This is a genomic window from Moritella sp. 24, from assembly GCF_018219155.1.
Lineage (GTDB): Bacteria > Pseudomonadota > Gammaproteobacteria > Enterobacterales > Moritellaceae > Moritella.
Genome location: NZ_CP056123.1, coordinates 4,303,345 through 4,328,818, shown reverse-complemented (window position 1 = coordinate 4,328,818; position 25,474 = coordinate 4,303,345). Strand labels below are relative to the sequence as shown.

At 39.7% G+C, this 25,474-nt stretch carries 22 protein-coding genes; 15 read left to right on the top strand and 7 right to left on the bottom strand.

Features of this window, described 5'->3' with window-relative positions:
* Positions 1-5: 5 nt before the first annotated feature.
* On the bottom strand, positions 6-914 hold the full coding sequence (locus HWV00_RS19335; protein ID WP_211683860.1) for a DMT family transporter: 909 nt from the start codon (positions 912-914) through the stop codon (positions 6-8).
* 167 nt (positions 915-1,081) lie between these two features.
* Between HWV00_RS19335 and HWV00_RS19330 the strand changes: the two genes are divergently transcribed.
* The gene (locus HWV00_RS19330) at positions 1,082-1,999 is read left to right on the top strand and encodes a helix-turn-helix transcriptional regulator (protein ID WP_211683859.1); all 918 of its coding nucleotides are present in this window, start codon (positions 1,082-1,084) and stop codon (positions 1,997-1,999) included.
* 40 nt (positions 2,000-2,039) lie between these two features.
* Here HWV00_RS19330 and rsmD read toward each other — a convergent pair whose 3' ends face one another.
* Positions 2,040-2,633: a 16S rRNA (guanine(966)-N(2))-methyltransferase RsmD gene (rsmD, locus tag HWV00_RS19325; protein WP_211683858.1), complete on the bottom strand. Its 594-nt coding sequence runs from the start codon at positions 2,631-2,633 to the stop codon at positions 2,040-2,042.
* A 101-nt stretch (positions 2,634-2,734) separates the two neighbouring features.
* Here rsmD and ftsY point away from each other — a divergent pair, with 101 nt between their 5' ends.
* From ftsY to HWV00_RS19305, 4 genes are all read left to right on the top strand, one after another.
* Positions 2,735-4,030 (top strand): signal recognition particle-docking protein FtsY, encoded by a 1,296-nt coding sequence (ftsY, locus tag HWV00_RS19320; RefSeq protein WP_211683857.1) that lies wholly within the window; start codon positions 2,735-2,737, stop codon positions 4,028-4,030.
* Positions 4,031-4,179: 149 nt separating this feature from the next.
* Positions 4,180-4,851: a cell division ATP-binding protein FtsE gene (ftsE, locus tag HWV00_RS19315; protein WP_211683856.1), complete on the top strand. Its 672-nt coding sequence runs from the start codon at positions 4,180-4,182 to the stop codon at positions 4,849-4,851.
* 1 nt (position 4,852) lies between these two features.
* Positions 4,853-5,812: a permease-like cell division protein FtsX gene (gene ftsX, locus HWV00_RS19310; RefSeq protein WP_211683854.1), complete on the top strand. Its 960-nt coding sequence runs from the start codon at positions 4,853-4,855 to the stop codon at positions 5,810-5,812.
* A gap of 67 nt (positions 5,813-5,879) precedes the next feature.
* Complete coding sequence (locus HWV00_RS19305) at positions 5,880-7,106, top strand: diguanylate cyclase (protein ID WP_211683852.1); 1,227 nt, start codon at positions 5,880-5,882, stop codon at positions 7,104-7,106.
* A 21-nt stretch (positions 7,107-7,127) separates the two neighbouring features.
* Here the strand turns inward: HWV00_RS19305 and HWV00_RS19300 are convergent, their stop codons facing one another.
* Positions 7,128-7,727: a LysM-like peptidoglycan-binding domain-containing protein gene (locus HWV00_RS19300; protein WP_211683850.1), complete on the bottom strand. Its 600-nt coding sequence runs from the start codon at positions 7,725-7,727 to the stop codon at positions 7,128-7,130.
* A gap of 249 nt (positions 7,728-7,976) precedes the next feature.
* On the opposite strand from HWV00_RS19300, the gene parC reads away from it, so the two are divergent.
* Positions 7,977-10,232, top strand: a complete 2,256-nt coding sequence (gene parC / locus HWV00_RS19295) for a DNA topoisomerase IV subunit A (protein ID WP_211683848.1) — start codon at positions 7,977-7,979, stop codon at positions 10,230-10,232.
* Positions 10,233-10,299: 67 nt separating this feature from the next.
* Positions 10,300-11,019, top strand: coding sequence for a 1-acylglycerol-3-phosphate O-acyltransferase (locus tag HWV00_RS19290; protein ID WP_211683846.1), 720 nt, complete (start codon positions 10,300-10,302; stop codon positions 11,017-11,019).
* A gap of 145 nt (positions 11,020-11,164) precedes the next feature.
* On the opposite strand, the gene rsmC is transcribed toward HWV00_RS19290, so the two are convergent.
* The gene (gene rsmC, locus HWV00_RS19285) at positions 11,165-12,199 is read right to left on the bottom strand and encodes a 16S rRNA (guanine(1207)-N(2))-methyltransferase RsmC (protein ID WP_211683845.1); all 1,035 of its coding nucleotides are present in this window, start codon (positions 12,197-12,199) and stop codon (positions 11,165-11,167) included.
* Between the two features lie 317 nt (positions 12,200-12,516).
* On the opposite strand from rsmC, the gene dapA reads away from it, so the two are divergent.
* Positions 12,517-13,434 carry a 4-hydroxy-tetrahydrodipicolinate synthase gene (dapA, locus tag HWV00_RS19280; protein ID WP_211683844.1) on the top strand — a complete coding sequence of 306 codons (918 nt, stop codon included), beginning with the start codon at positions 12,517-12,519 and terminating at the stop codon, positions 13,432-13,434.
* A gap of 147 nt (positions 13,435-13,581) precedes the next feature.
* Here the strand turns inward: dapA and HWV00_RS19275 are convergent, their stop codons facing one another.
* Positions 13,582-14,166 (bottom strand): DUF1566 domain-containing protein, encoded by a 585-nt coding sequence (locus HWV00_RS19275; RefSeq protein ID WP_211683842.1) that lies wholly within the window; start codon positions 14,164-14,166, stop codon positions 13,582-13,584.
* Between the two features lie 13 nt (positions 14,167-14,179).
* Positions 14,180-15,682: a DUF1566 domain-containing protein gene (locus HWV00_RS19270; RefSeq protein ID WP_211683841.1), complete on the bottom strand. Its 1,503-nt coding sequence runs from the start codon at positions 15,680-15,682 to the stop codon at positions 14,180-14,182.
* A gap of 302 nt (positions 15,683-15,984) precedes the next feature.
* Here HWV00_RS19270 and oxyR point away from each other — a divergent pair, with 302 nt between their 5' ends.
* Complete coding sequence (oxyR, locus tag HWV00_RS19265; RefSeq protein WP_211683840.1) at positions 15,985-16,881, top strand: DNA-binding transcriptional regulator OxyR; 897 nt, start codon at positions 15,985-15,987, stop codon at positions 16,879-16,881.
* Positions 16,882-16,970: 89 nt separating this feature from the next.
* Here the strand turns inward: oxyR and HWV00_RS19260 are convergent, their stop codons facing one another.
* On the bottom strand, positions 16,971-19,532 hold the full coding sequence (locus HWV00_RS19260) for a penicillin-binding protein 1A (RefSeq protein WP_211683838.1): 2,562 nt from the start codon (positions 19,530-19,532) through the stop codon (positions 16,971-16,973).
* Positions 19,533-19,734: 202 nt separating this feature from the next.
* Here HWV00_RS19260 and pilM point away from each other — a divergent pair, with 202 nt between their 5' ends.
* From pilM to aroK, 6 genes are all read left to right on the top strand, one after another.
* Entirely contained in the window at positions 19,735-20,766 is a 1,032-nt protein-coding gene (gene pilM / locus HWV00_RS19255; RefSeq protein ID WP_255555040.1) for a type IV pilus assembly protein PilM, read from the top strand.
* Complete coding sequence (locus HWV00_RS19250) at positions 20,766-21,320, top strand: PilN domain-containing protein (protein ID WP_211683835.1); 555 nt, start codon at positions 20,766-20,768, stop codon at positions 21,318-21,320. The genes pilM and HWV00_RS19250 overlap by 1 nt, the downstream gene beginning before the upstream one ends.
* Before the next feature lies 1 nt (position 21,321).
* The gene (locus HWV00_RS19245) at positions 21,322-21,900 is read left to right on the top strand and encodes a type 4a pilus biogenesis protein PilO (protein ID WP_211683833.1); all 579 of its coding nucleotides are present in this window, start codon (positions 21,322-21,324) and stop codon (positions 21,898-21,900) included.
* The gene (locus HWV00_RS19240; RefSeq protein WP_211683832.1) at positions 21,897-22,424 is read left to right on the top strand and encodes a pilus assembly protein PilP; all 528 of its coding nucleotides are present in this window, start codon (positions 21,897-21,899) and stop codon (positions 22,422-22,424) included. The genes HWV00_RS19245 and HWV00_RS19240 overlap by 4 nt, the downstream gene beginning before the upstream one ends.
* Before the next feature lie 44 nt (positions 22,425-22,468).
* Entirely contained in the window at positions 22,469-24,745 is a 2,277-nt protein-coding gene (locus HWV00_RS19235; protein WP_211683830.1) for a type IV pilus secretin PilQ, read from the top strand.
* A 213-nt stretch (positions 24,746-24,958) separates the two neighbouring features.
* On the top strand, positions 24,959-25,474 hold the full coding sequence (aroK, locus tag HWV00_RS19230) for a shikimate kinase AroK (protein WP_211683828.1): 516 nt from the start codon (positions 24,959-24,961) through the stop codon (positions 25,472-25,474).

The window sequence follows — 25,474 nt, the reverse complement described above, 5'->3', positions numbered from 1 at the left end:
AATTATTAATGCGGCTGTAATGACTGCATTTTAGTGCGTACAAGCAAGGGATTTTTACGTTGGGTTAATACATTACCTAATATCACCAATACCAGTCCCAGCGTTGAATACAGCGTCCAATGATAATCTTCAAATACAGCTGAAACACTCAAAGCGACAACCGGGGTAATAACTAAAATATAAGCGGCATTACTGGCGCCTAAACGGTCTACCAAGATAAGATAAAAAGTAAAACCAAGTACAGATGCTGGGATGGCTAAATACAATAAACTGCCAATATATTGCGTTGTCATGGTTAATTCGAACGAAATACCGCGGACTAAGATAATCAATAACAAAGCGATACAACCATAAACCATAGCATAGCTGGTGGCTGTAAATGGCTGCACATTATTTTTGGTATTACGTATGCTCAGCATGTTACCAATTGAGAAGCACCAAGTGCCAAGTAGAGCGAACAATAGACCGTATAAAGTATCTTGTGACCAGTTGGTTTCAAGTAAATCACCTGCAAATAATAAACTAATACCGCTAAGACCAAGTAGGGCACCTAACCAAAAATTCGCATTGGTTTGGGTTTGGTAAAATAGTTTGCTGTGAAAGGCATTAAATACTGGTGCAGTTGCCATGAATACAGCCACTAAACCACTAGGAATATACAAAGTGGCGCTGTAAAAAGCTAAGAAGTTACAGCAAAATAAACAGATACCTTGAAGCGCTAAAAAAGCATGGTCTTGACGTTTTACCGTTTGTAATTTTCCCCACAGTTTACCGACAATAAACATGACTGCCGCTGCAATAGCGAAGCGGTAAAAGATAGACACTTCCATTGGCACATCACCGTGTTGCCACTTGATTGATATCCACGAGAAGCCCCAAATAAATATCATTGAAACGTAGAGTAATGCTGACATAGTGGATCCCTATTTTATGACGACCACAATTAATTAGTCTGCATTATGCCGGTATGTTGGTACTGGAAATATCACGATGTCGGTAAAACTAACACAATATTGCGGTTTAATGATTACCCTGATCACGGGATGGTTGAGCAATCTGTTATTAATGGTAGTATTTTGTTATGCCGTTAATAAAACCGACTATGAATTCAATGCTAGACGTCGCTTCATCTCAAGTTGAGCCGAGTGAAATTAGCTTTGAACAATCAACCAGTAAGATCTGTTTACGACAAACGTCATTAACGGATGCATTGTCGTGGGCACACTATCAGAACGAACATGACCGTTTATATTATGTGAATGACAAACAGCATACCTTGAGTTTGTACATGTCTGGCGGTTATGAAACTCACCGCACAGATGTAGACTCGGGGTTTGGTGCACCAGGTAAGTTTTGTTTAATGCCAAAAGATTCTGAGAGTCATTGGCAGCTTGGGCAAACGCAACAATTCATGCATTTGTATTTCAATGATGACTATCTTAAACAGCTAGCATTGAAAGTCTTTGATATTGACCCGCGTATGTTACAACTGCCCGAACTAACCTTTACCAATGATGCGGCTACCGAAGCATTATTCCGTCATTGCATGGCTACGAGTGATTGGTGCAGCGGCGCTGATCATCTTGCTATGGAACAAGTGACGAATACTATCTTAGTTTCAATGCTACAGAATATGGGCGTTACTAAATTCATAACCCCAATCAAAGGTGGATTATCTCCTAAAGTGGCAGTACTGGTATGTGATTATATGCAGGCTAATTTTCATCGTCAGGTTTATCTTGCTGAGTTAGCCGACCTCGCACAGCTGAGTGAATATCATTTTTGTCGAATGTTCAAACAGAGTATGGCGCAAACACCACAAGCGTATTTATTGGCAGTCCGAATTGAGCAAGTGAAGTTATGTCTAGCTAAAGGGCAAGCCAGTATGGTAGATATTGCATTACAATGTGGCTTTGCGAACCAAAGCCACATGGGACGTTATTTTAAAAAGTTGGTAGGTATTTCACCACGTCAGTACCGCAATCTAAGCGGAAGTTAATCGACGTCTACTTTTTATTATCACGGCAGTATTATTAATCTTATTGCTGGCGTTGATATAATTCAAAACACACTTGACCAGCTTGCTTTTCTTTTAAGATAGTCCAGTTAGCAGGTAGCTTAACTTGATTTAACTCTTTCTCACGCTCGATATAAATAACCGCATCGTCATTTAACCAATTGTTTTCTTCGAGTTTAGCACAACACTCTTCCAGTAAATTTTGACGGAAAGGCGGATCGATAAATACCATATCATAGCGTTGAGTTGGTACTTTAGTTAATAACTGTAGCGTATCTCCACGCACTAACTGCGCATTATCCGCTTTTAACAAATTAATGTTTTGCTGAAGTTGAGCTGCTGCACCTGCGTCTTTCTCAAACAATAATCCGCTATCTGCATAACGTGATAATGCTTCAAAGATTAATCCGCCACTACCAGCAAATAGGTCGAGACAATGGCTGCCACGTACATAAGGAGATAACCAGTTAAATACGGTTTCTTTCACGCGGTCTGTCGTTGGACGTAGACCAATAACATCTTTAACAGGGAGTTTTCGACCGCGCCATTGGCCACTGATGATCCTAATGTGCCCAGAAGGACGTTGATTTTGTTGTTTTGTGCTAGATTTTGCCATAGTAATTCTTTGTCTGGACAGAATGATGATAATATATATCATCATATTGATATTGGGTCATTGTAGCAGTTCAAGACTGGCGAAAGTAAGGTTTTCTAAAAATGTCAAAAAAAAGCATGAAGAATTGGTTTGGTTTAGGTAAAAAAGACGCAAACAACACGAACGAAGACAAGGTTAGCGCTGAAGTATTGGTTGCTAGCGATGACGAGACTGAAGAAGAAAAAGCGCTTCGTAGAGCGGCTGATTTACAACTTATTGCTGATTTCGAAAAAAATAGTGCAGCGATGGATGATGACAATGCTGCTACTGAAGCAAATGTGGTTGTTACAGCACCTGAGGTTGCAGTCGTTGAGCCTACGTCTGAAAAGACTGAGGTTACGGAAGCAGTGCAAGATCTTGCAACTAAAGTGGATGTGATTGAAGAAAGTACTTCTGATATTCAAGAGGCTGAAGCTGAACCTGTTGATAAAGAGAAATTCTTTACCCGCTTGAAACGTGGTTTATCACGTACGAAAGGCAATATCGGCAGCGGCTTCAAAAACTTCTTCCGCGGTAAACATATCGATGATGAACTATTTGAAGAACTTGAAGAGCAATTACTTATTGCCGATTTAGGCGTTGCGACAACGACTCGAATCATTGATAACTTGACTCAACAAGCATCGCGTAAAGAATTAAAAGATGCTGAAGCCCTGTACGATATTTTGAAGAAAGATATGGCAGAGCTACTGCATAAAGTGGATCAACCGTTAGTTATCGATAGTAATAATAAGCCACACGTGATCTTAATGGTTGGTGTGAACGGTGTGGGTAAAACTACAACTATCGGTAAGATGGCGAAAAAATTCCAAGGTGAAGGTAAATCCGTCATGTTAGCTGCGGGTGATACATTCCGTGCTGCCGCTGTAGAGCAATTAGAAGTATGGGGTGAACGCAATAATATCCCTGTAGTTGCTCAGCATACGGGCGCAGATAGCGCATCGGTATTGTTTGATGCGATGCAATCTGCAACAGCAAAAGATGTTGATGTACTGATTGCTGATACAGCAGGTCGTTTACAAAACAAAGCGCACCTAATGGAAGAGTTGAAAAAAGTTGTGCGTGTAATGAAAAAACACGATGCAACGGCACCACACGAAATCATGTTAACGATTGATGCTGGTACAGGTCAGAATGCATTAAGCCAAGCGGAACTATTTAAAGAAGCTGTTGGTCTTACTGGCATTACATTAACTAAGCTAGATGGTACTGCAAAAGGTGGTGTTATCTTTGCTGTGGCAGACAAGTTTGAGATCCCAATTCGCTTTATTGGTATTGGTGAAGGTATTGATGATTTACGTACCTTTAACTCAGAAGAGTTTATTGATGCACTCTTTAGTAATGAAGAGCAAAAATAACGACGTCATAATATAAACAGTGTCGCTTTCATTATTATTAGCGCATGTTATTCATTATGTACTACCAAATACTCACCGTTAATACGGTGAGTATTTGTTTATCACTACTGTAATTTTTCATTCGAAAACATACCAAGGACACGGTCATCATGATTCGGTTTGATAATGTATCTAAAGTTTATCCAGGCAGTCTTAGTGCACTACAGAAGGTAAATTTTCATCTTGAAAAAGGGGAAATGGCTTTTTTAACGGGTCCATCTGGTGCAGGTAAAAGTACCTTATTAAAGCTAATCAGCATGCTAGAACGACCAAGTGCTGGCGATGTCATTCTTAATGGTCGTAATGTCAGCCAGATTAATAAAGCAGATATTCCTTACCTCCGTCGTGATATTGGTATTATTTTTCAAGATCATCGCTTGTTAGTCGAACGCACTATATTTGATAACGTTGCCTTACCATTAATTATCAAAGGCTATACCGCCAAGCAAGTTAAAAACAGGGTATTAGCAGCATTAGACAAAGTGGGTTTATACAATAAAGCCAAGTGCTATCCGCCAATGCTTTCCGGTGGTGAACAGCAACGTGTGGGTATCGCTAGAGCCATTATTTCTCGCCCTAAGTTATTACTTGCAGATGAACCGACCGGTAATCTAGATCCGCAGTTATCAATGGAAATTATTAAGTTATTTGAAGAATTTAATCGCACGGGTACATCGGTATTAATTGCCACTCATGATTTGGGATTGATTGCTAAAATGCGCTATCGCACGCTGCGTATTAAGCAAGGTGAGATGTGTAATGATGAGTTACAAGGGGTTTAACATGAATAAGCAAACTAATCGCTCTGATGTATCATTCATTAAACGCATTCAAATTCGCTGCCAACAACATATTCATCAAGCTATTGCGAGTTTAACCGATGTATGGCGCACGCCAATTGCGTCATTGATGACCATGCTTGTACTTGGTGTCAGCTTAGCTCTGCCAAGCACGCTCTATGTGGTATTAAAAAACAGTCAAACAGTCAGCGAAGGTTGGACGAGCACGACGGATATTAATCTATTCTTGAAGAAAGGGTTACCTGAATCGCGTTATAAAAACCTATTACAGCGTTTAAAAACGTACAAAGAAGTCGATAGCTTTGAATATATTTCAAAAGAGCAAGGCATGGAAGAATTCAAGCGTTCTTCAGGATTAGTATCGGCGCTGACGCTTTTAGATCATAACCCTTTACCTGCCGTTGTCGTTGTTACACCTAAGCCTTATTATCGCAGTTCTATTGCGGCCCAAGAGCTATTAGCGAAGCTAGAACGTGAGCCTGAAGTACAGCAAGGTAAGTTGGATATAATGTGGTTAGCACGCCTAGAAGGGATTATTTCTATCTTTAGTGATGCCGTATTCGTAGTCTCAGTACTATTATTAAGTTCGGTGTTATTAATCACAGGTAATACGATTCGTTTAAACATTCTATCTAACCGTGCCGAAATTGAAGTCTTAAAATTAGTCGGTGCCACGAATGCATTTGTACAGCGCCCGTTTTTATATACGGGATTTTGGTATGGTGCAATCGGTGGGATAATCGCTTGGTTGGTGACTGTATTTATGGTGTATTGGATGGAAGATACGGTGCTCAATCTTGCTCAGCTATACAACACTGCGTTTAATATTGAAGGCTTAATGTTTAGTGAAATCATGTTATTGCTCATGACCGCCATTGGTATCGGTCTGATTTCTGCTGCGATCTCTGTGAATTATTATATTGCTAAAATAGAACCTAGCTAATACTCGATTTAGCAGGATAAGGATAAATTACAGCGCTCATATTGCGCTATTGCAATAAGTGGCATTAATGTATTTAAGATTATTACTTACATTTTTTATCATGTTCGCAGGGCTTTGGATCCCGCGTTTTTTTGCTGTGCTTTCAACGGCACAGCAGGAAATATTAGTTGAACTACCGAGCATTTTATTTATGCTCGTGATCATACTAAGCCACTTCTTTAAACAAGGTCGCAGTGGCTTTATTGCACTGCTAATGCTTGTTGCTTACAATGTTATTCAGCAGCGCTTACAAACTCCTTTAGTTGTAGGCAGTACGCTCTTTGAATTTTATTTTCTGGCTCTGCTATTACCGATCAATTTATTATTGCTATTATTCCTGCCCGAACGTGCTTTGTTTTCACTTAAAGCGTTTTCTTATCACGCCTTGTTTATTATACAAGCCTCGGTTTTCTATTGGTTTATTCAACCTGAACAGTTACCTCTTATTGCGCACTTATTCTCAATTTTAGAACCTTGGCTTATGGCTGCTGGGGATTTTTCGGTGCTGCCAACTATCTTGCTTGGCTTATTAGTTTGTGCGACCTTAACTGCAACCGTATTAGTGTTGTTGAGAGGTGAATCATCAGATCTTGCATGCCTAAGTGCATTGCTGGCATGTACTTTGACGATTATTGAGTTTGATACACAATGGATATCTTTGAGTATGTTTTTACTGAGTGCGGTATTACTGTTGCTTAGTATTTTAAAACGTAGCCATGAGCAAGCGTTTATTGATGATCTGACTTGTATACCGGGACGTCGAGCACTAAATAGTGACATGGCACAATTAAGTGGTAAATACTGTATTGCGATGCTGGATATTGATCATTTTAAGCTCTTTAATGATACATATAGCCATGATTCTGGTGACATGGTATTAAAAATGGTGGCCTCACAGTTAGCGATGGTGAAAGGTCGAGGGAAGGTATATCGATACGGTGGTGAAGAGTTTACTATTTTATTTAAAGGTAAATCAGCATCAGACTGTATTGGCTATCTAGATGAAATTAGAGCGCGAATTGCTGATTACCCTTTTCAAATTCGTCAAATGCTTGAGCGACGTAAAGCGTCGGAAGAAAATACGAGAAGTACGAAATTACAAGATGTAGAAGAAGTTGAAAAAATAGTACAAGTCACGATTAGTATTGGCGTCGCTCAAAGTCGATCCCCTGTAAGTCCTGAAGAGATAATTAAAGAGGCTGATAAATTATTATATAAGGCGAAAGAATCTGGGCGAAATAAAGTCTGTGCCTAGCTCCTTAAAGCCTCTGCTATTCTATTGATAAATATAGCTACCATCTTCGCGTAAAGAAAATTGGATAGGATCGCTATCTACATCACTAATTCTCAGCTGTATTAACTTACCCGCCGTTGAAATATAAAATGACATGATTTGTCCCGGTTTTACTTGTGTAATGTATCGCTCGGGTGTTCGTACTGCGATTAAATCATGCAACACTGCTGAAGGAATATCATATTGACGGAAGATGCGATATACCGAATCGCCTTTGCGAATGACATGTGCCCGCCACTCACCATCAATATTCTCAGGGTCGAGTAATTTAATTTTGACTGGTGCTGGTGTATTACTGGTTTTAGCCTGTTCTATACCGGCTTTATTTGCTACATTTTGAGTCGGTGTTATCGTTAACGCAATTGATTTTCGATCTCCGGAAATATCTTCACCAACGGCACTTTTATTCGGTGTCGGGATGATAAGTAACATGGTGACCATAATCGATAAAGCGGGCAGTAATGTACGATGAACACGAGGGAATGATTTAAATACATTATGCAACACATTGATGCGTTTTGTTAATGATGGAAATAATAATTTAGTTTTTTCTATAAGAGAATATAATGCAGTGCTCCCCATGGTTAATTTCCTATCATTTTTTGTTTTTAATCGGATTTTAAACTAATTAAAGTCGCCTTAGATAATCATAATAGTGGCGAGTTATAGTTGAAATAACTATCTATAACGGGTTTGAAAATACAATTTGTTGTGATTATCTAAGATAATTTTATTGTGCGTTTCATCATAATATAAATGCTAAAAAATAGCATATGTTGTTTCGTCTTTGGATGTGAAATTTTTACTTTATTCTAAATAACAGGAATCTTAATGACTGACGTTATTGATATGAGCTTAGACGGTATTGAAGAACAACCGCTAAGGGAGTTTACTGAGCAAGCATATTTAAATTACTCCATGTATGTGATCATGGATCGTGCTTTGCCTCATATTGGTGACGGGCTGAAGCCTGTACAGCGTCGTATCACCTATGCGATGTCAGAGCTGGGCTTACACGCAGGCGCTAAATATAAGAAATCAGCGCGTACCGTTGGTGATGTATTAGGTAAGTATCATCCCCATGGTGATAGTGCCTGCTATGAAGCAATGGTATTAATGGCCCAACCTTTCTCTTATCGTTATCCGTTGGTTGATGGACAGGGCAACTGGGGTGCGCCGGATGATCCAAAATCATTTGCTGCAATGCGTTATACCGAAGCTAAATTATCAAAATTTGCAGAAGTGTTATTAGGTGAAGTTGGTCAGGGTACTGTCGATTGGTTACCTAACTTCGATGGCACCATGAAAGAGCCACAACTATTACCAGCGCGTTTACCACATATCTTATTAAATGGTGTGACGGGTATTGCGGTTGGTATGGCAACGGATATACCACCACATAACGTACGTGAAATTACCAATGCTTGTTTACACTTGATTGATAAGCCAAAGGCTGAATTATCAGAGTTAATGGCGTACGTGAAGGGACCTGATTACCCGACTGAAGCGGAAATTATTACACCAGAAAAAGATATCGCTAAAATTTACGAAACAGGTAAAGGCAGCATTAAGATGCGTGCGGTATTCTCGATCGAAAGTGGCGACATTGTTATCACGGCACTGCCACATCAGGTTTCTGGTGGTAAAATCCTAGAGCAAATCGCAGCGCAAATGCAAGCTAAGAAGCTGCCTATGGTGGCGGATCTTCGTGATGAGTCTGATCATGAAAACCCAACGCGCCTCGTTATTATTCCTCGATCTAACCGCATTGATATCGACCAGTTAATGGCGCATTTATTTGCTAGTACTGATCTTGAAAAAAACTATCGCGTTAACTTGAATATGATTGGTTTGAATGACAAACCACAAGTGAAAGGCTTAAAGAAAATATTGTCAGAATGGTTGGAATTCCGTCGCACAACAGTACGTCGTCGTTTGCAATTCCGTTTAGACAAAGTGCTTGCGCGTTTACATACTCTCGATGGTTTATTGATTGCGTTTTTAAACATTGATGAAGTGATTGAAATTATTCGCCAATATGATGATCCAAAAGCAGAATTAATTTCTCGTTTTGATTTATCGGTGAAACAAGCGGAAGCGGTGCTTGAGCTTAAGTTACGTCATTTAGCTAAATTAGAAGAAATGCGTATTCGTGGCGAACAAGGTGAATTAAATACTGAACGCCACAGACTTGAACAATTACTCGGTTCTGATCGTCGTTTGGCGACGCTCGTGAAAAAAGAATTAATTATGGATGCCGAGAAATTTGGTGATGAACGCCGTTCACCAATTATCGAGCGACAAGAAGCAAAAGCGTTAACAGAAAAAGAGTTAATGCCAAATGAAGCGGTAACGGTTGTGTTATCACAGCAGGGCTGGGCACGTTGTGCGAAAGGTCATGATGTGGATGCGAAAGGACTGAGTTATAAAGCCAGTGATGGTTATAAAGATGCCGCAGAAGGGCGCAGTAATTGTCCCGCTGTATTCATTGATTCAAGCGGACGCTCATTTGCACTTGATGCGCACACGCTACCATCTGCACGTAGTCAGGGCGAACCATTGACCACTCGTTTTACGTTAGTGGCAGGCCAAACTTTCGCGCATGCAATCATGGCGGAAGATAATCAGCAGTTCTTACTGAGTTCTGATGCGGGTTATGGTTTCATTGGTAAATTTAGTGACATGGTTAGCCGTAATAAAAATGGTAAAGCATTATTAACCTTACCTGCTGGTGGCTTTGTTGTAGAGCCTAAAGCGGTAACAGACATAACAACAGACCATTGTTTAATTATTTCTAATGAAGGTCGAATGTTAATCTTCCCACTGTCATCTTTACCGTTATTATCTAAAGGTAAGGGTAACAAATTGATGAATATCCCGTCGGCACGCGTAAAAAGTCGTGAAGAGTTTGTGCAAATGCTGACAATAGTACCTGCTGGTAAATCGGTGACGCTTTATGCTGGCAAACGTAAATTAACCCTTAAGCCTGCTGATTTAGAACATTATAAAGGTGAACGAGGACGTCGAGGATTCAAGCTTCCTCGTGGATTACAGCGCGTTGATACGTTAGAAGTGGTTGAAGAATAATTCAGCTAACGCTTGTACACCGAGTATCTGCTAGGTATACTGCTGCCATGTTAAAAGAGGGTTACAAATGTTATTAATTAGTCGTTTAGTCTTGGTTATGTTCTTTATGATCTACTTGTTGATCATAAGTATATTACGTTTTAGCTTGCAGCCTCGCAATCCAAAACACGTGGCATGTGTAGCGAGAAACTTCTCTCGTTTGGCGCGAATTTTTGGTGTGAAGCTAATTGTGAGAAAACCTGCTGGTTTGAATGATGCTGGCCCATATGTATTTGTTGGTAATCATCAAAATAACTTTGATTTGATTACTATGACGGCTGCGGTACAACCGGGTACTGTGTCTGTTGGTAAGAAAAGTTTGGTTTGGGTGCCGATTTTTGGTTTTGTATACTGGCTGTCAGGTAACATCTTGATTGACCGTAACAACAAAAGCAAAGCGGTTGGTACGATCGCTGCTGTTGCCGATAGCATCAAAAAAGGCCATCTGAGTGTTTGGATGTTCGCTGAAGGAACACGTAGTCGTGGTCGTGGTTTATTGCCGTTTAAAACAGGCGCATTCCATACGGCGATTCAAGCTGAAGTGCCAATTGTGCCAGTATGCTGCTCAAATACGCATAACAAAATTAAATTAAACCGTTGGGATAATGGCGAAGTAATTATTGAAATTATGGATCCAATTGCAACAACAGGTTTAGAGCGTAGTGCTGTTCGTGGACTGTCAGCAGATGTTCATGCAATTATGAAAAAACGCATTGATGAGTTATCTGTAGAAGCGCGAGATGCTTAGTTTTATAAGTAAGCGTTAGTCTTAAGAATACGATACCTGAATTTAGGGTAATAATAAAAACGGCCATAACAAGTGATTGTTATGGCCGTTTTTATTTACGACATTTACTACGCGCTATTTATTGGCGCAGTAACGTGTTGCATTATTATTTATTCGCGTAATAAACACAGAATTTAGATGATTTTATTTGTAGTAAACAGTGACCGAAAGCTGCTTCGATAATGTCTGGGTATTTCAGGAAGCTATTTGCCACTAATACTAAATGTCCGCGTGGGTTGATGTAACCATTCGCTTCTTTTAAGAATGTCTCAGTACTTGCATAGTGAGTTTTTAAGCCAGCATGGAAAGGAGGGTTTGAAATAATATAATCAAACGTACCACTCACATCTGAATACACATCAGAAAGGTAAGCTTGACCTGCTAATTCATTCGCCGCTAATGTTAACTGACTTGATTTAACGGCAAGCGCGCTCACATCTGTCATTTCAACTTTACTTTCTGGGAAGCGTTTAGCGATATAACTACCGATAATACCCGCACCGCAACCAAGATCAAGTACACGACCAGATGGTTTTTTGTGTAAGTTATTCAGTAAGATGTTACTACCAGTATCAAGTTTACCGTGGCTAAATACACCCGGTAATGTACATACTGTTAGCTCAACGCCATTCACTGCGATTGGGAATGTTGTGATCCAGTCATCTTGAACAAATTTAGCGACAGGTTTATTTAGTTCAGTCACAAATAATGAGCTGCGACGTGCTGCATCTAGCTTATTACAAATATCGCCATACGGGGCAAAGAATTTGTTGGCACTACGGATACCTGCGTTGTTTTCACCAACCATGAAAATCATTGCACCGTCTTCTAGGTGTTCTGTAATGTTAGCGAGTAGGAATTCGACTTCTGCCTTTGACTTTGACATATAGATCAATGCAACTTGGTGCTTCTTCGTTGCTTGATATTCCGTAGAACAATGATTATCAATGCTACTAACATTATCGTAATGTAACTTAGCTGAGTAATCGTAGCTGAATAACGTTACTTTTTTAGCTATCTTAGCTAATTCAGTTGGGTATGTATCTTCGATGTAACCCGCAATCAACAGGTCTTTATCTTCAAAGTGTGCTGTATTACGTTCGAGTAATTGACTTGCTAGGGTGTAGCTATTGCTGATCATGGGTCTGGACTCTTTACTTAATTTGGTCGGAGATTATAGCTTTACACTGTGGGATTGTCTTGTTTGATTTTACTTATGTATTATCCTGCTTGACATTTTGCGGTGAATGAAGAATTATTAAACGATAGACAATCAGTTTTACAATTACTTTTTTCATACATTCGAGAACTATACATGCTTAATTTTAAACGAAAACAATTCAAAAAAGGCAAATTAAAGCCAGCTTAGCATGTGTATCGAGAACATATAAATCCCTATAAAAACCTCGACCGCAATTTATGTAATCGAGGTTTTTTTATAACAGAAATGGAGCTTCTATGAGTGTTAACTCAACTGTCACCGATAAATCAGCAATGAAAGAATTACTTAAAGGTTCAATTGTTGCTTTGGTTACCCCGTTTAAAAATAATGAAATTGATGAGCCTGCACTGCGAAAGTTAGTTGACTGGCACGTAGAACAGGGAACCCACGGTATTGTTGCAGTAGGCACCACTGGTGAATGCCCAACATTATCATTAGAAGAACATTGCCAAATTCTTGATATCGTCGTAAATCAAGCCGCAGGTCGTTTACCTGTCATTGCGGGTGCGGGTTCAAATAATCCAACTGATGCGATTCTGTTATCGAATCATGCTCAAGCCGCGGGTGCTATCGCGACATTGCATGTTGCAGGTTATTACAACCGTCCTTGCCAGGAAGGTTTATACCAACATTTTAAAGCGATTAACGATAATAATGATCTGCCTATTATTGTTTATAACATTCCAGGTCGTGCGATTGTTGATATTCAACCTGAAACATTAGCGCGTATGGCTGAATTAGAAAATGTTGTTGGTATTAAAGATGCGACGGGTGATCTTTCTCGTCCTTGGTTAGAGCGTCAATTAATTAAGGGTGACTTCTCTTTCTTATCTGGAGATGATTGCACAACCGTTGCTTATAACGTGTCTGGTGGTAATGGCCTGATCTCTGTTTCTGCAAATGTAGCACCAAAATTATATGCAGAAGTTCAGGAACTTACATTTGCAGGTAAATATGTTGAAGCAAGAGAACTGCAAGATCGTTTGATTACACTGCATAATTTAATGTTTAAAGAAACGAGCCCTGCAGGTGTGAAGTATGCAGTGTCGTTATTAGGCCTGTGTGAACCTGAGTGCCGTTTACCTGTGATTGAACTTACTCGTGGCACAAAAGATGAGATTCGTGCTGCTATGGTTGAATTAGCGCTTATTTAACTTAGCTATGTTTTAGAGGTGGATGTTGTTATGACGACGATTATTCATTGATGGTCAATAAAAACGGCGAGCTTAGGCTCGCCGTTTTTGATCGTAATTGTTAGTGTCGATGTTGGTTTAATGATATTGGTCTAATACAGTCATCGATTAACGGTAGCCGCCTTTAACTGCACGTACAGCGTAAGTCGTCAATGAACTATCATGTTGTGAGAAAGGAATCTCAGTACCGTTTGAAAAATCGATCACGCGGGAAACTAAGTGAGCAATAGAGTAGGGTAACGTACCGTCTGAATCACCTTTATAAGGCGTACTGGTATAATAAATACTGGATATTGAATTTGGGAATAACGTGAGATTAATTGCAGGTGCAGCACAGCTACGATCGATAAGCGAACCCAATTCTTTAATATTCGGTAATCGCCAGTCGCTAATGTTATTTATGCTATAAGCACCAGTCGCAATTAACGCTTCTTCCCAAGTTGCATAACTGATTGCACCACTACCTGAGCATGTGTTTGAGGCAAGCTCGTAGCGTTGACCTATGGTGCATTTTGACCATGTTAGGCTAGTACGTAGGTCGATCACTGTACCATCATGATTATCGATGAAATCTGAAGGTGTATAATCTTGCTGTAGTGTGGCCTCACAGTTTAAATTTACTGGGTCTGCAGCTGCAAATGTTTGCGTGCTAAATAATCCTGCACAGATAAGTAACAATGGTATTTTTTTCATTTGATATCGCCTCCTATTCTGTGTCTTCGCTGTCATCAGCGTTAGGGTTAAAGAATTCACTCGGAACATTACTGCTCACGACAAGCACTTTATGGTATTCCTGTTTATTACAGGTTTGTACGTTACCGCTTGCTAAGTTGACACACCAAGCCAGACCTTCAGAGCCTTTGACTGATGAACTCGTCCAGTAAATAGAGCCATTTGCACCGTTATTATTAATCACGCAATCTTCTGTCGCGCAATCAAAGAAAGTTTTATCAAGTGCATGTTTGTCGGTGGCTATAGTGCTGTAATCACTCACTTGTTCATAGTTAATAATACTGCGCAGCTGCTCAACAGTCGGTACCACCCAGTTACTTTTCCCGCATATTTTTAAGAAATTAGTTTCGTTAGCATAACTGCCTGAGGCGCAATATAAGGCGAAATCACGATCACCATAGCCACTATTGTAGCCGCAGAGGCCATTGGCAAACCCTGCTGGGTCAGTATTTGTGGTAAAGCTATCATTGTTATTGTTTGGCGAGCCATGATGCCAACCAGGTCCAACGCCTGATAATTCAGATGCTTCCCATGGGTAGCTAAAGTTAGCTGCGTTGTAACGATGCTCTTCATCCATTTGGTATTGAGCGGGTAAGGCAGGATCTGTTTCGCTGTTCGTTAGTACATTGGTTGTGGATTTTACTTGCCAAAGTAATCCCGTTATTTCATCTTCGACACAACTATAATTATTACTTGTTGCTGCCACAGGCATACCGTTATGGGCTATTTTTAAAAATCTAAATCCGGCTTTACCTTTATATTCTTGATTTGCAGTATCAACGTCTCGACTATTTTTGTAAAAAACACTGCTAGTATCTTGGCTATCGCCGCCATTATTAATTGTTGCATCCGAATTGATAATAACATCAAGTCCATATGCTGCATCTTGTAGGGCGTAATTACCGCTTGCTTGTGTGGTCCGCGCGAAATTACTGGTATCAGAGTAAGTCGTCATACCGGTATCATTTAAATACACATTACCTGATATCAGTAAGGGTAACGTGGCAGGATCGCCTGTTGAACCTGTAAAGGTAAGTGATAGCGTACGGGCATCGTAGATATCATCTTTTTTGTTTGTACTGATTGTGAGGCTTGCTGTTGTTGAACCGGGTGTGAAGGAAAGGATTGATGGATTACTTATGGTGTAATCTTCGCTGATACCTTGAACAGCAGTGCCTGTAATAGTAATCGCGTAATAAACAGCCACATCAGGGGTTTTATCTAAAGTATACACAAAGGTAAATGTTTGACCGCGTTGAATGACTCTTGGCGTTAAATCGCCTGTCGCGGTGTAAGTTGTTCCTTCATTATTTTCATCACCGTCTCCGCCAGTCGTATCTCCTGCATTATCTTCACCAGAATCACTACCATTGTTACTTGAGCCATTATTTGCTGCTTCTAAATTATCGCTACCACAGCCAGTTAAGCCGATGGAAAGCAGTAAAATAGTTAAGAAACTTAACTTTTTTAAGTGCATATACAATCCTTATTGTTGCTACGACAGTAATCCGTTACTGAATAATTTTTTTTGATTATTATTAACTAACATAAGAATAACGATGTTATGAAAATGTTAATTTAAAATCATGACCATGATAGTACCTATAATTTGGGTGACTGAGAAGTACCAAATGTCACAAATGATTATAATAATTTTATTTATGATCAATTTTTTATGATTTTATAATGATTAAGAGTGTGGTTATTCACATTTTATTGATAGACTGTGGTAATCAGTAATTGGTTTTTAATTGTTTTTACCGTTTAAGTTGAGTCGCTATGAACTTAAGAGATTTAGAATATTTAGTTGCGTTACAAGAATTGAAACATTTTAGGAAAGCCGCAGAAAAATGCTTTGTCAGCCAACCTACACTCAGTGGTCAGATTCGTAAGTTAGAAGATGAGCTTGATGTGATTTTAATTGAACGTACATCAAGAAAGGTATTATTTACCCCAGCGGGTGAGCAAATTGCAGATCAAGCTCGTACGGTATTATTAGAATCGAAAGCGATTAAAGAGATTGCAAAAAGCTATGCAAGTCCGACTGCTGGCGCGATACATATAGGTTTGATTCCTACTGTAGCACCTTATTTATTGCCTCTTATTGTTCCAACATTGAAGCATAAATTTCCAGACCTCGATATGTTTTTACATGAGAATCAAACTCATGAATTATTAAAGCAGCTTGATGAAGGTGAGTTGGATTGTTTGTTATTAGCTTATTTGCCGGGCATGGAGAAATACGGTCATATTGATTTATATAAAGAACCGTTAGAGCTCATTATTCCTAGTTCGCATCGCTTTAAAGGTCGTGAAAGAGTCGAACTTTCTGACTTACGTGGTGAGCATGTTTTAATGTTAGAAGATGGTCATTGTTTACGTGACCAAGCAATGGACTATTGCTTTACTGCTGGTGCTGAAGAAGACCAAAGCTTTAAAGCGACGAGCTTAGAAACATTGCGTCATATGATTGCTGCTGAAGCGGGGGTGACATTATTACCGCATCTCGCAATCCCGCGTAGTCGTTTTACCGAAGGTGTTGAGTATATTAAATTTACAGAGCCTCAACCTATTCGCCGTATTGTTTTACTTTACCGTAAAGGGTCGGTGAGACGTCCTTGTTTTAATGATATTGCACAAGTGATCAATAAAAAAGTGACCGAGAATATTACTTGATAATATAGATTTTAGGATAAAAAAATGGCGCTACTTTTAGCATAAAGTAGCGCCATTTTTATTTGTTTTATTTACCTAAGTAATACGTATTAGAACAAATCATCCAGTGATTCATCTGCGTCATTACTATTTTCGTCAGGTTGATCAAATGAAGAATCGGTATCTTGATGATTCACATATTCGGTTGGTTCTGTACCTTGAATAAAGTATTCAAAGCGAGAGGTATAATCCGATTTATGCGTTAACAATCCAGATTCACGGTCGATACGAACCTGCACGATATTATCAGGCAATACGTTTGGACGTTCAGGAATACCTTTTAACGCAGATTTCATGAATTCAATCCAAGCTGGTTGCGCTGTTTTTGCACCTGCTTCGCCACCGCTAATTTGATTTTTACCTAAATTGATATTGCGATTCACACGCCCTAACTCGCGACGGTGATCATCAAAACCAATCCAGCTTGTCGCTGATAAATCAGGGTTAAATCCAGAGAACCAAGCATCTTTAGCTTCATTCGTTGTACCTGTTTTACCACCGATATCGTGACGTTTTAGTGCGCCTGCTGCACGCCAACCCGTACCGTTCCAACCGGTTTTATTACGCCAACTACCACCGCCCCAAATAACACTCGCCATTACTTGACGCATTAAGAATGCATTTTGTTCGGTAATAATACGAGGCGCTAATAATGGAAGACCATAAGGTGCAATATCGCATTGAGAGAATGCATCCCCTTCAATCGTAGCCCAGTGTTCAGGATCATCGGTATTTAATGCAATTTGTTTTTCACACGTGAGGCAAGCTTGCTTTGGTGTTGACTGATAAAGTAATTGACCATTAGCATCTTCAATACGCTCGATAAAGTAAGGTTCAACTTTAAAGCCACCATTTGCAAAGGTAGCAAAAGCGACAGCGACCTCAAGCGGAGTTAATGAGGCAGAGCCAAGTGATAATGACTCATCTCGTGGTAACTTTGTTTTATCAAAACCAAAGCGGGCCATGTAATTAATCGCATTGCTCAAACCGACTTGACGGAATAAACGTACAGACATTACATTTTTTGATTGTGCGAGTCCTAGGCGTAAACGTGTCGGACCATTATAAGTCGGTGGTGAATTTTTTGGTCTCCAGGCCGTACCAGCACGTTCATCCCATTGGTTAATGGGTGCATCATTGATTAACGTTGCAAGTGTTGCCCCTTTTGCTAATCCGGCTGAATAAACAAACGGCTTAATGTTTGAACCAATTTGACGTTTAGCTTGAGTAACACGGTTAAATTTACTTTGTTGGTAATTAAACCCGCCTACTAACGCTTCAATAGCACCGTCATTATTATCAATGGCAATGAATGCAGAACTTGCATCAGGAATCTGACCTAACATCCATTGATTAGCCTTGTCATTTGCTAACATTGGGCGGAGTAGAACAATGTCGCCCGCGTTAACAATCTCATTGGCTGTTTGTGGTGCCGGGCCTTGCTTTTTATCTGAAACAAATGGGCGGGCCCATTTTAATCCATCCCAAGACACGGTAACTTGCTCGCCATTAGCGAGTAAAGCGTCAACTTCTTGCTGTTTTACGGCGATGATGACTGCGGGCTGTAATGGGTTATAACTCGGTTTATCTTTAAGCAGTAATAGAATCTCTTCGTTACGCAGAACGTCATCATTACTCCATGCTTGACCGAGAGGTCCACGATAGCCGTGGCGTAAATCATAGTTAAGTAAATTATTAATCAACGCGTTAGTTGCCGCTGTTTGACGATCGCTATGTACAGTCGTGTAAACAGTAAGGCCTTGCGTATACGCTTTATCTTCACCGTAGCGCTTAATCATCTCTGCACGTACCATTTCAGCAAGATAAGGTGCTGATAAGTCAATCTCTGCGCCGTGATATTTACCTGTAATTGGTGCGTTATTGGCTTCTTCAAACTGTGCTTGCGTAATATAGTTTTCATCGAGCATACGCAGTAATACAACGTGACGTCGTGCCTTTGCGCGTTTTGGTGAGCGGATTGGATTTAAAGCCGATGGTGCTTTAGGTAAACCTGCAATAATCGCCATTTGTGCCAGCGTTAATTCATCTAATGTTTTACCATAATAAACTTGTGCTGCTGCCCCAATACCAAACGAACGGTAACCCAGTGGAATCTTATTGAGATAGAGGGTTAAAATCTCGTCTTTAGTGAGGTTTTGTTCAATATGCCACGCTAAGAAGATTTCTTTAATCTTACGAATAAAGGTTTTTTCTCGCGTTAAAAAGAAGTTTCGAGCAACCTGCTGAGTGATGGTACTTGCGCCTTGTTTGCGTTCACCAGTCATAATCATCACGCTGGCTGCGCGCACAATACCAATGGGATCGATACCGGGATGTTCATAAAAACGGTTATCTTCGGTCGCAAGAAACGCATTGATCATTAAAGGGGGTACTTCATCAATACTAACGGGAATACGACGCTTTTCACCAAATTGAGAGATCAGTTTGCCGTCCTGGCTATAAACCTTCATTGGTGTCTGTAGTTGCATCGTTTTTAATGTTGTTACATCAGGTAACTCAGGCTTAATATAGAAGTAAAGTGCAACTATACTACCTACGCCAAGCAACCCGCTGACGAATAAAAATACGGATAATCGTTTAATCCATTTCACAATAATGTCCACAATAATTTCTCAATAATTGCGTAGTATATCTCTGTTTTGTGAAATAGTACGAGTTCTTTATGATAGACCTCAGACATTTAAATCTGTATGCTTTGTGCGTAACAAATAATTAACAAAATACAATCATTGTTATTACAAAGAGTTGAAGGTCATCATGCTAAAGCTGTTTAAAAGGAATCAGACAGTGGCAATGATCGGAGTTGATTTTGGATCATCTTCCGTAAAAGCCCTTGCGCTGTCTAAGCGATCAGAGCATTACGTGGTAGATATGGTATCAGAGGTAGCAACGCCAAAAGGATGTGTCGTTGATCACCAATTGCAAGATATAGAAGCATTAACTAATGTGTTGCAACAAGTGCGTCAAGATTTCCCTTTCCGTTATAAACAAGCTGCCACTGCCGTATCCGGCACTAATGTTATTACAAAAATTATTTATGTTGATACCGATCTTTCAGGCCCAGAGCTGGAAATGCATATCGAATTGGAAGCGGAAAGTTTAATTCCTTTTCCACTTGATGAGATTAGCTTGGATTTTGAAATACTAGGTATTAACGACAATAACCCAGGCAAACATAATGTGCTATTGAGTGCGACTCGCACCGAAAGCGTGACTTCGTTAGCGGGTTGTTTAGAAGAAAACGATTTTGTTCCCCAAATTGTTGATGTGGCTGCACATGCTCTCGCGCGATCTCATGATCTGTATTTACGCTTAGCGGACTTACAAGATGATAGCAAAGTGGTTGCCGCGATTGATATTGGAACGAATATGACTATTTTTTCTATGTTGTATCAGGGTGAGTCGATTTATTCGCGCGTTCAGAATTTTGGCGGTGAGAACTATACTCGCACAATTGCTGACAACTATAGTTTGAAGCGTGATGAAGCAGAAAAAATGAAGATCGCTCAACAATTGCCACTGGATTACGATATCGATGTGCTCGCACCTTATGTGACAAGTTGCATCCAGCAAATCCGTCGTAATGTACAACTGTTTACTAATTCTGGCACGCTACAAAAAATTGATATGATCACACTTAGTGGTGGTTCTGCATTAATCATGGAATTAGCGGATCAAGTTGAGAGTGAGCTTGGTATTACTACCCGCGTAGCCAATCCTTTTTCACAATTTGATTATTCAGAAGAGGTTGAAGATAAAGATCGTTTAATCGCTAATGGTCCGCGTTATATGGTGGCTCTTGGTCTTGCGATGAGGGCGCTTTAATGTCAAATATTAACCTTTTACCGTGGCGAGACGCGGAGAAAAAGCGTCGACAACAGCACTTTTTTACATTAAGTGGCGCGAGTCTTGGTGTGACATTGCTCGTTATGATTATGCTGAATATGGTTGTTGGTGGTTACATCAATAATCAAAAACAGCGTAATGCGTTGTTGATGCAAGAGATGCAAGTTATTGATATCAAACTTGGAAAAATTAAAGAGTTACGTGGCCGTAAAGATAAACTACAAGAACGTATTGATTTAATTCAAAGTTTGCAGCGTAGTCGTAATACCCCCACGCATCTGATGAATACCTTGCCTCAACTAGTACCTGCAGGTGTAAACCTCGCCAAGCTAACCTTTAAAAATGACATTATTAAAATTAATGGCACCAGTGATTCAAATACACGTCTTGCGGTATTACTGCGTAATATCGAAGAGTCTACTTGGCTTGAAAATGGTAATTTAGATTCAATTGTGGCGCTATCGGAAGAGGAGGGGAACCGCTTTGAAATGCGATTCTCAGTAACACCAATGGCGACGGATGGGGGCAGTTAAAATGAATCTACAAGAACTAAATGAACTTGATCTTGAAGATCTGGGTAATTGGCCTAAACCTGCGAAAATTGCGATCAATATTATTTTGTCAGTGTTAATTGCGGCATTATTCTATTGGGTTTTTATTGCTGCCTCGCTAAAAGATCTCGAAAATATTGAAAGAAAAGAAGCAAGTTTAAAATTACAGTTTGAAGCTAAGGCTAGTCTCGCGGGTAATTTAGCATTGTATACCGACCAAATGTCTGAGATGGAAAACTCATTTAATAACATGCTTAGGCAGTTACCTTCAAAAAGTGAGACTGCAGGGCTACTTGATGACTTAAGCTACATTGGTCAGCATAACGGTTTACAGTTACGGAAATTCAAATGGTTAAAAGAAGTAAAACGAGACTTTTCTTATGAAGTCCCAGTTAGCCTAGAGGTCATTGGCACTTTTCATCAACTTGGTCAGTTTACTAGTGATATTGCAGCGCTACCACGGATTGTAACGCTAGAAGATTTCACTATTACTAAGCTACAAGGGGAATTGCTAAAAGTGAATATGATTGCCCGTACTTATCGTTATAAGGGGGAGGGATGAAACGTATAACTAGTCTCGTTTTTGTAGCGCTTGTTGCCACGGGTTGCACTGAAGATAATCAGGATCTGGTTAATTATATTAACGAGATTAAAGGGCGGAAAAGCACCTTAATTGAAAGTGTACCGGATATGGATAATTTTCTCGCATTACATTACTCCGAAACGGGGGCTCGAAATCCATTTTCTAATCCTCGTCCGGAATCGGTAAAAGCAGAAACGCCCTTTCCACAAGACTGCCCACAACCTAACTTTGCGCGGACTAAAGGGCCGTTAGAAACATATTCATTAGATAATTTAAATATGCATGGCACCCTAGGGAGTGAGGAACACTTATGGGGATTAATCAGAGCAAGCTCGGGGGAAATATTTCGGGTATCACCCGGTGATTATATTGGACTTAATCACGGAGAAATACTTGATATTACCAAAAACTATATTGAACTTTCAGAGTTGATATTAACGGGAAAAGGGTGCTGGCAAGTTCGCACAACTCAAATTCCTCTTAGTAATCAAGACAACAGTTAAATAGTAACTAAGACCACAGTTAAGCCATTTTCAGGGATGATAAAATGACTAAATCACATGTAAGATGTACCAAGTTCGTCAGAACGTTGGTTTTATGGACGACCATTTTATGTTCTGCCTTCAGCTTTGCTGAACCGCAGTTAAAGCAAATTCACTTAAACGATCTTGCAGAAGGACAATTAGAGCTAGAACTAGAGTTTAGTGAAAATGTTGTTGAATATGCAGATAAATTACAATATTCACCACATCAATTGGTTATTTTAATTCCAGATGCAAGTTCTACTTTATTATTGAACCCTGTTGTTATCGAACAAGGTCATGTATTGAATGTCGCTGCTGAACGTGTTGATTTAGGCCTTAAGGTAACTATCGCATTAGATGAGTTAGTTCCTTATCAGATTGTACAAACTGATAATCGTTTAATCGCGACCTTTGGGTTACTTGAGAGTGACATTACAGTACCTGAAGTTGCTGAGCATACCGCTGATGCAGATGCACTAGTACTCGCTATTGAGCCTACTGTAGCTACGACTGGTAACAGCGCTATATTACCTGCCGTTTCAGTTGTTGAGAGTAATATTGATAATTTAGGTGTGCCAGCTGCAGCTGTTAGCCCTTCATTACTCGCGACTAAAGATGGTCGACAAGTGAGGGTTCAAATACCTCAAGTCGAAGATATTATTTCTATTGAAGAGGATGAGGAAGAGGACTTTAATGGTTTTGTAAACCAAGTTAGAGGCATTGACTTCCGAACAGGTAATAATGGCAGTGGTAAGTTAATTTTGACGATGAAAAATAGTTCGATGGCTGTCGATATTAAACGTAAAGGTAATAAATTAATTGCAGAGTTTCACAGTACTGCTATTTTAAAAAAGTTGCTCTATATTTTAGATGTAGCTGACTTTGGTACGCCTGTTACGGCGGTAGAAACCTTCCATGATGAAGGTGTAACAGCGTTTGAATTAGAAGTGAGTGATGATTTTAATTATCGCTATGATCAAGCTGATAATATATTTGTTATTGAAATCACCAAAAAAGATCCAGATGAAAAAGGCAGTAAATATCAAGGTCAGGCAATTTCACTTAACTTCCAAGATATTCCTGTACGTACAGTATTACAGTTAATTGCTGATTTTAATGAATTTAACCTCGTTACTACCGATTCGGTGAATGGTAATATCACGCTGCGTTTAGATAGTGTACCATGGGAGCAAGCGCTTGATATCGTGATGAAAGTTAAAGGTTTGAGTAAGCAACTAGACGGTAACGTATTGATGGTTGCTCCTGCGGATGAACTTGCCGCATTAGAACGCCGTGATCTCGTTAGCAAAAAAGAAGTCGAAGATTTAGCTGAACTCATGTCTGAATTTATTCAAATTAACTTTGCTAAGGCGGCTGATATCACAAAGCTTTTAGCACAAAAAGATTCTAGTCTGTTATCATCGCGAGGTAGCGTTAGTTTTGATGAACGTACTAACACGGTATTAATTAAAGATACTGATACTGTGATAACTAATGTAAAGCGTATTGTTGAGGTACTTGATGTGCCAGTACGTCAGGTTGTCATTGAAGCCAGAATGGTTTCTGTAGTTGATAATCTAGATGATGAATTAGGGATCCGCTGGGGTCTCAGTGGTAGCACTGATATTGGTAGTGGTTCTGGTTTATCATCGGGCTCTATTGAAGGTAATGATTCATTAGCAGGTGGTAATACGCCTGGGATTGGAGATCGCCTCAATGTCAACTTACCTGTTGCTTCACCAGCTGGCTCTATTGCTTTTCAGATTGCTGAATTAGCGAATGGCCAGATACTCGATTTAGAACTTTCTGCGTTAGAAGCTGAACAAAAAGCAGAAGTGATTGCGAGTCCAAGAATTACCACGACAGATCAAAAGTCTGCGTATATTGAACAAGGTACGGAAATTCCGTATGTTGAATCAAGCTCAAGTGGCGCTACTTCTATTGCTTTTAAAAAAGCGGTATTAGGTTTACAAGTGACACCACATATAACCCCGGATAATAAAATAATCTTAGATTTGAAAATTAATCAGGATACCCGAGGTGATGATGTGAAGACTGTTGGCGGTGAAGCTGTATCAATTGATACTCAAGTTATTAGTACTCAAGTGTTGGTTGAGAATGGCGAAACTGTGGTGTTAGGTGGTATATTCAAGCATGAAATTAAAAAGATTGTAACAAAAGTTCCAGTACTCGGAGACATCCCTTGGTTAGGTGTTTTGTTCCGTAGTACCAAGAATATTAATCAAAAAAGAGAGCTACTTATCTTTGTTACACCAAAAGTGGTAGTGGATACGTTGTAACCTACCTTTGACAAAAGGCCGCAAAAACTATATAAATAGCGGTCTTTTTCTGCCTGAAATGTCATCACCTGGTTTTTTACCGGGTGTTGCTGATTTTGGCTATTGCCAAAATGTCTCATCACTGGTTACTGTAATCAAGAGGACATTTTATAGGTAGGTCTGGTGCCCCTAAGAAAAAGGGTGTTATTACTTTAGATTTATTGAAGAGTTAAAATGGCTGAAAAACGTAATATATTCCTAATAGGCCCAATGGGCGCAGGTAAAAGTACAATTGGTCGTCAACTAGCTAGCCAGTTGCATTTAGACTTTATCGATTCGGATCATGAAATTGAACGCCGCACTGGTGCTGATATCTCATGGGTATTCGATGTTGAAGGTGAAGCTGGTTTTAGAGTTCGTGAGGCGGAAGTTATTGACGATCTAACACAAGAGCAAGGTATTGTGTTAGCAACGGGTGGTGGCTCTATTTTAAGTAAAGAGAGTCGTAATTACCTTTCTGCTCGTGGTGTAGTTGTTTATTTAGAAACAACTATCGATAAGCAGTTAGTTAGAACATCTCGTGATAAACGTCGTCCTTTACTACAAACTGATGAACCACGTGACGTTTTGGAAACATTAGCTGATGCGCGTAATCCTTTATATGAAGAGATTGCAGACTTTACAGTTAAAACAGATGAACAAAGTGCGAAAGTTGTAGCGAATCAAATTATAAAGTTATTGGATTTTTAA

Excerpts from the sequence above, each read along its gene's own strand:
- HWV00_RS19335 (WP_211683860.1), bottom strand. The coding sequence starts at position 914 with ATGTCAGCATTACTCTACGTTTCAATGATATTTATTTGGGGCTTCTCG.
- HWV00_RS19330 (WP_211683859.1), top strand. The coding sequence starts at position 1,082 with ATGCCGTTAATAAAACCGACTATGAATTCAATGCTAGACGTCGCTTCA.
- rsmD (WP_211683858.1), bottom strand. The coding sequence starts at position 2,633 with ATGGCAAAATCTAGCACAAAACAACAAAATCAACGTCCTTCTGGGCAC.
- ftsY (WP_211683857.1), top strand. The coding sequence starts at position 2,735 with ATGTCAAAAAAAAGCATGAAGAATTGGTTTGGTTTAGGTAAAAAAGAC.
- ftsE (WP_211683856.1), top strand. The coding sequence starts at position 4,180 with ATGATTCGGTTTGATAATGTATCTAAAGTTTATCCAGGCAGTCTTAGT.
- ftsX (WP_211683854.1), top strand. The coding sequence starts at position 4,853 with ATGAATAAGCAAACTAATCGCTCTGATGTATCATTCATTAAACGCATT.
- HWV00_RS19305 (WP_211683852.1), top strand. The coding sequence starts at position 5,880 with ATGTATTTAAGATTATTACTTACATTTTTTATCATGTTCGCAGGGCTT.
- HWV00_RS19300 (WP_211683850.1), bottom strand. The coding sequence starts at position 7,727 with ATGGGGAGCACTGCATTATATTCTCTTATAGAAAAAACTAAATTATTA.
- parC (WP_211683848.1), top strand. The coding sequence starts at position 7,977 with ATGACTGACGTTATTGATATGAGCTTAGACGGTATTGAAGAACAACCG.
- HWV00_RS19290 (WP_211683846.1), top strand. The coding sequence starts at position 10,300 with ATGTTATTAATTAGTCGTTTAGTCTTGGTTATGTTCTTTATGATCTAC.
- rsmC (WP_211683845.1), bottom strand. The coding sequence starts at position 12,199 with ATGATCAGCAATAGCTACACCCTAGCAAGTCAATTACTCGAACGTAAT.
- dapA (WP_211683844.1), top strand. The coding sequence starts at position 12,517 with ATGAGTGTTAACTCAACTGTCACCGATAAATCAGCAATGAAAGAATTA.
- HWV00_RS19275 (WP_211683842.1), bottom strand. The coding sequence starts at position 14,166 with ATGAAAAAAATACCATTGTTACTTATCTGTGCAGGATTATTTAGCACG.
- HWV00_RS19270 (WP_211683841.1), bottom strand. The coding sequence starts at position 15,682 with ATGCACTTAAAAAAGTTAAGTTTCTTAACTATTTTACTGCTTTCCATC.
- oxyR (WP_211683840.1), top strand. The coding sequence starts at position 15,985 with ATGAACTTAAGAGATTTAGAATATTTAGTTGCGTTACAAGAATTGAAA.
- pilM (WP_255555040.1), top strand. The coding sequence starts at position 19,735 with ATGATCGGAGTTGATTTTGGATCATCTTCCGTAAAAGCCCTTGCGCTG.
- HWV00_RS19250 (WP_211683835.1), top strand. The coding sequence starts at position 20,766 with ATGTCAAATATTAACCTTTTACCGTGGCGAGACGCGGAGAAAAAGCGT.
- HWV00_RS19245 (WP_211683833.1), top strand. The coding sequence starts at position 21,322 with ATGAATCTACAAGAACTAAATGAACTTGATCTTGAAGATCTGGGTAAT.
- HWV00_RS19240 (WP_211683832.1), top strand. The coding sequence starts at position 21,897 with ATGAAACGTATAACTAGTCTCGTTTTTGTAGCGCTTGTTGCCACGGGT.
- HWV00_RS19235 (WP_211683830.1), top strand. The coding sequence starts at position 22,469 with ATGACTAAATCACATGTAAGATGTACCAAGTTCGTCAGAACGTTGGTT.
- aroK (WP_211683828.1), top strand. The coding sequence starts at position 24,959 with ATGGCTGAAAAACGTAATATATTCCTAATAGGCCCAATGGGCGCAGGT.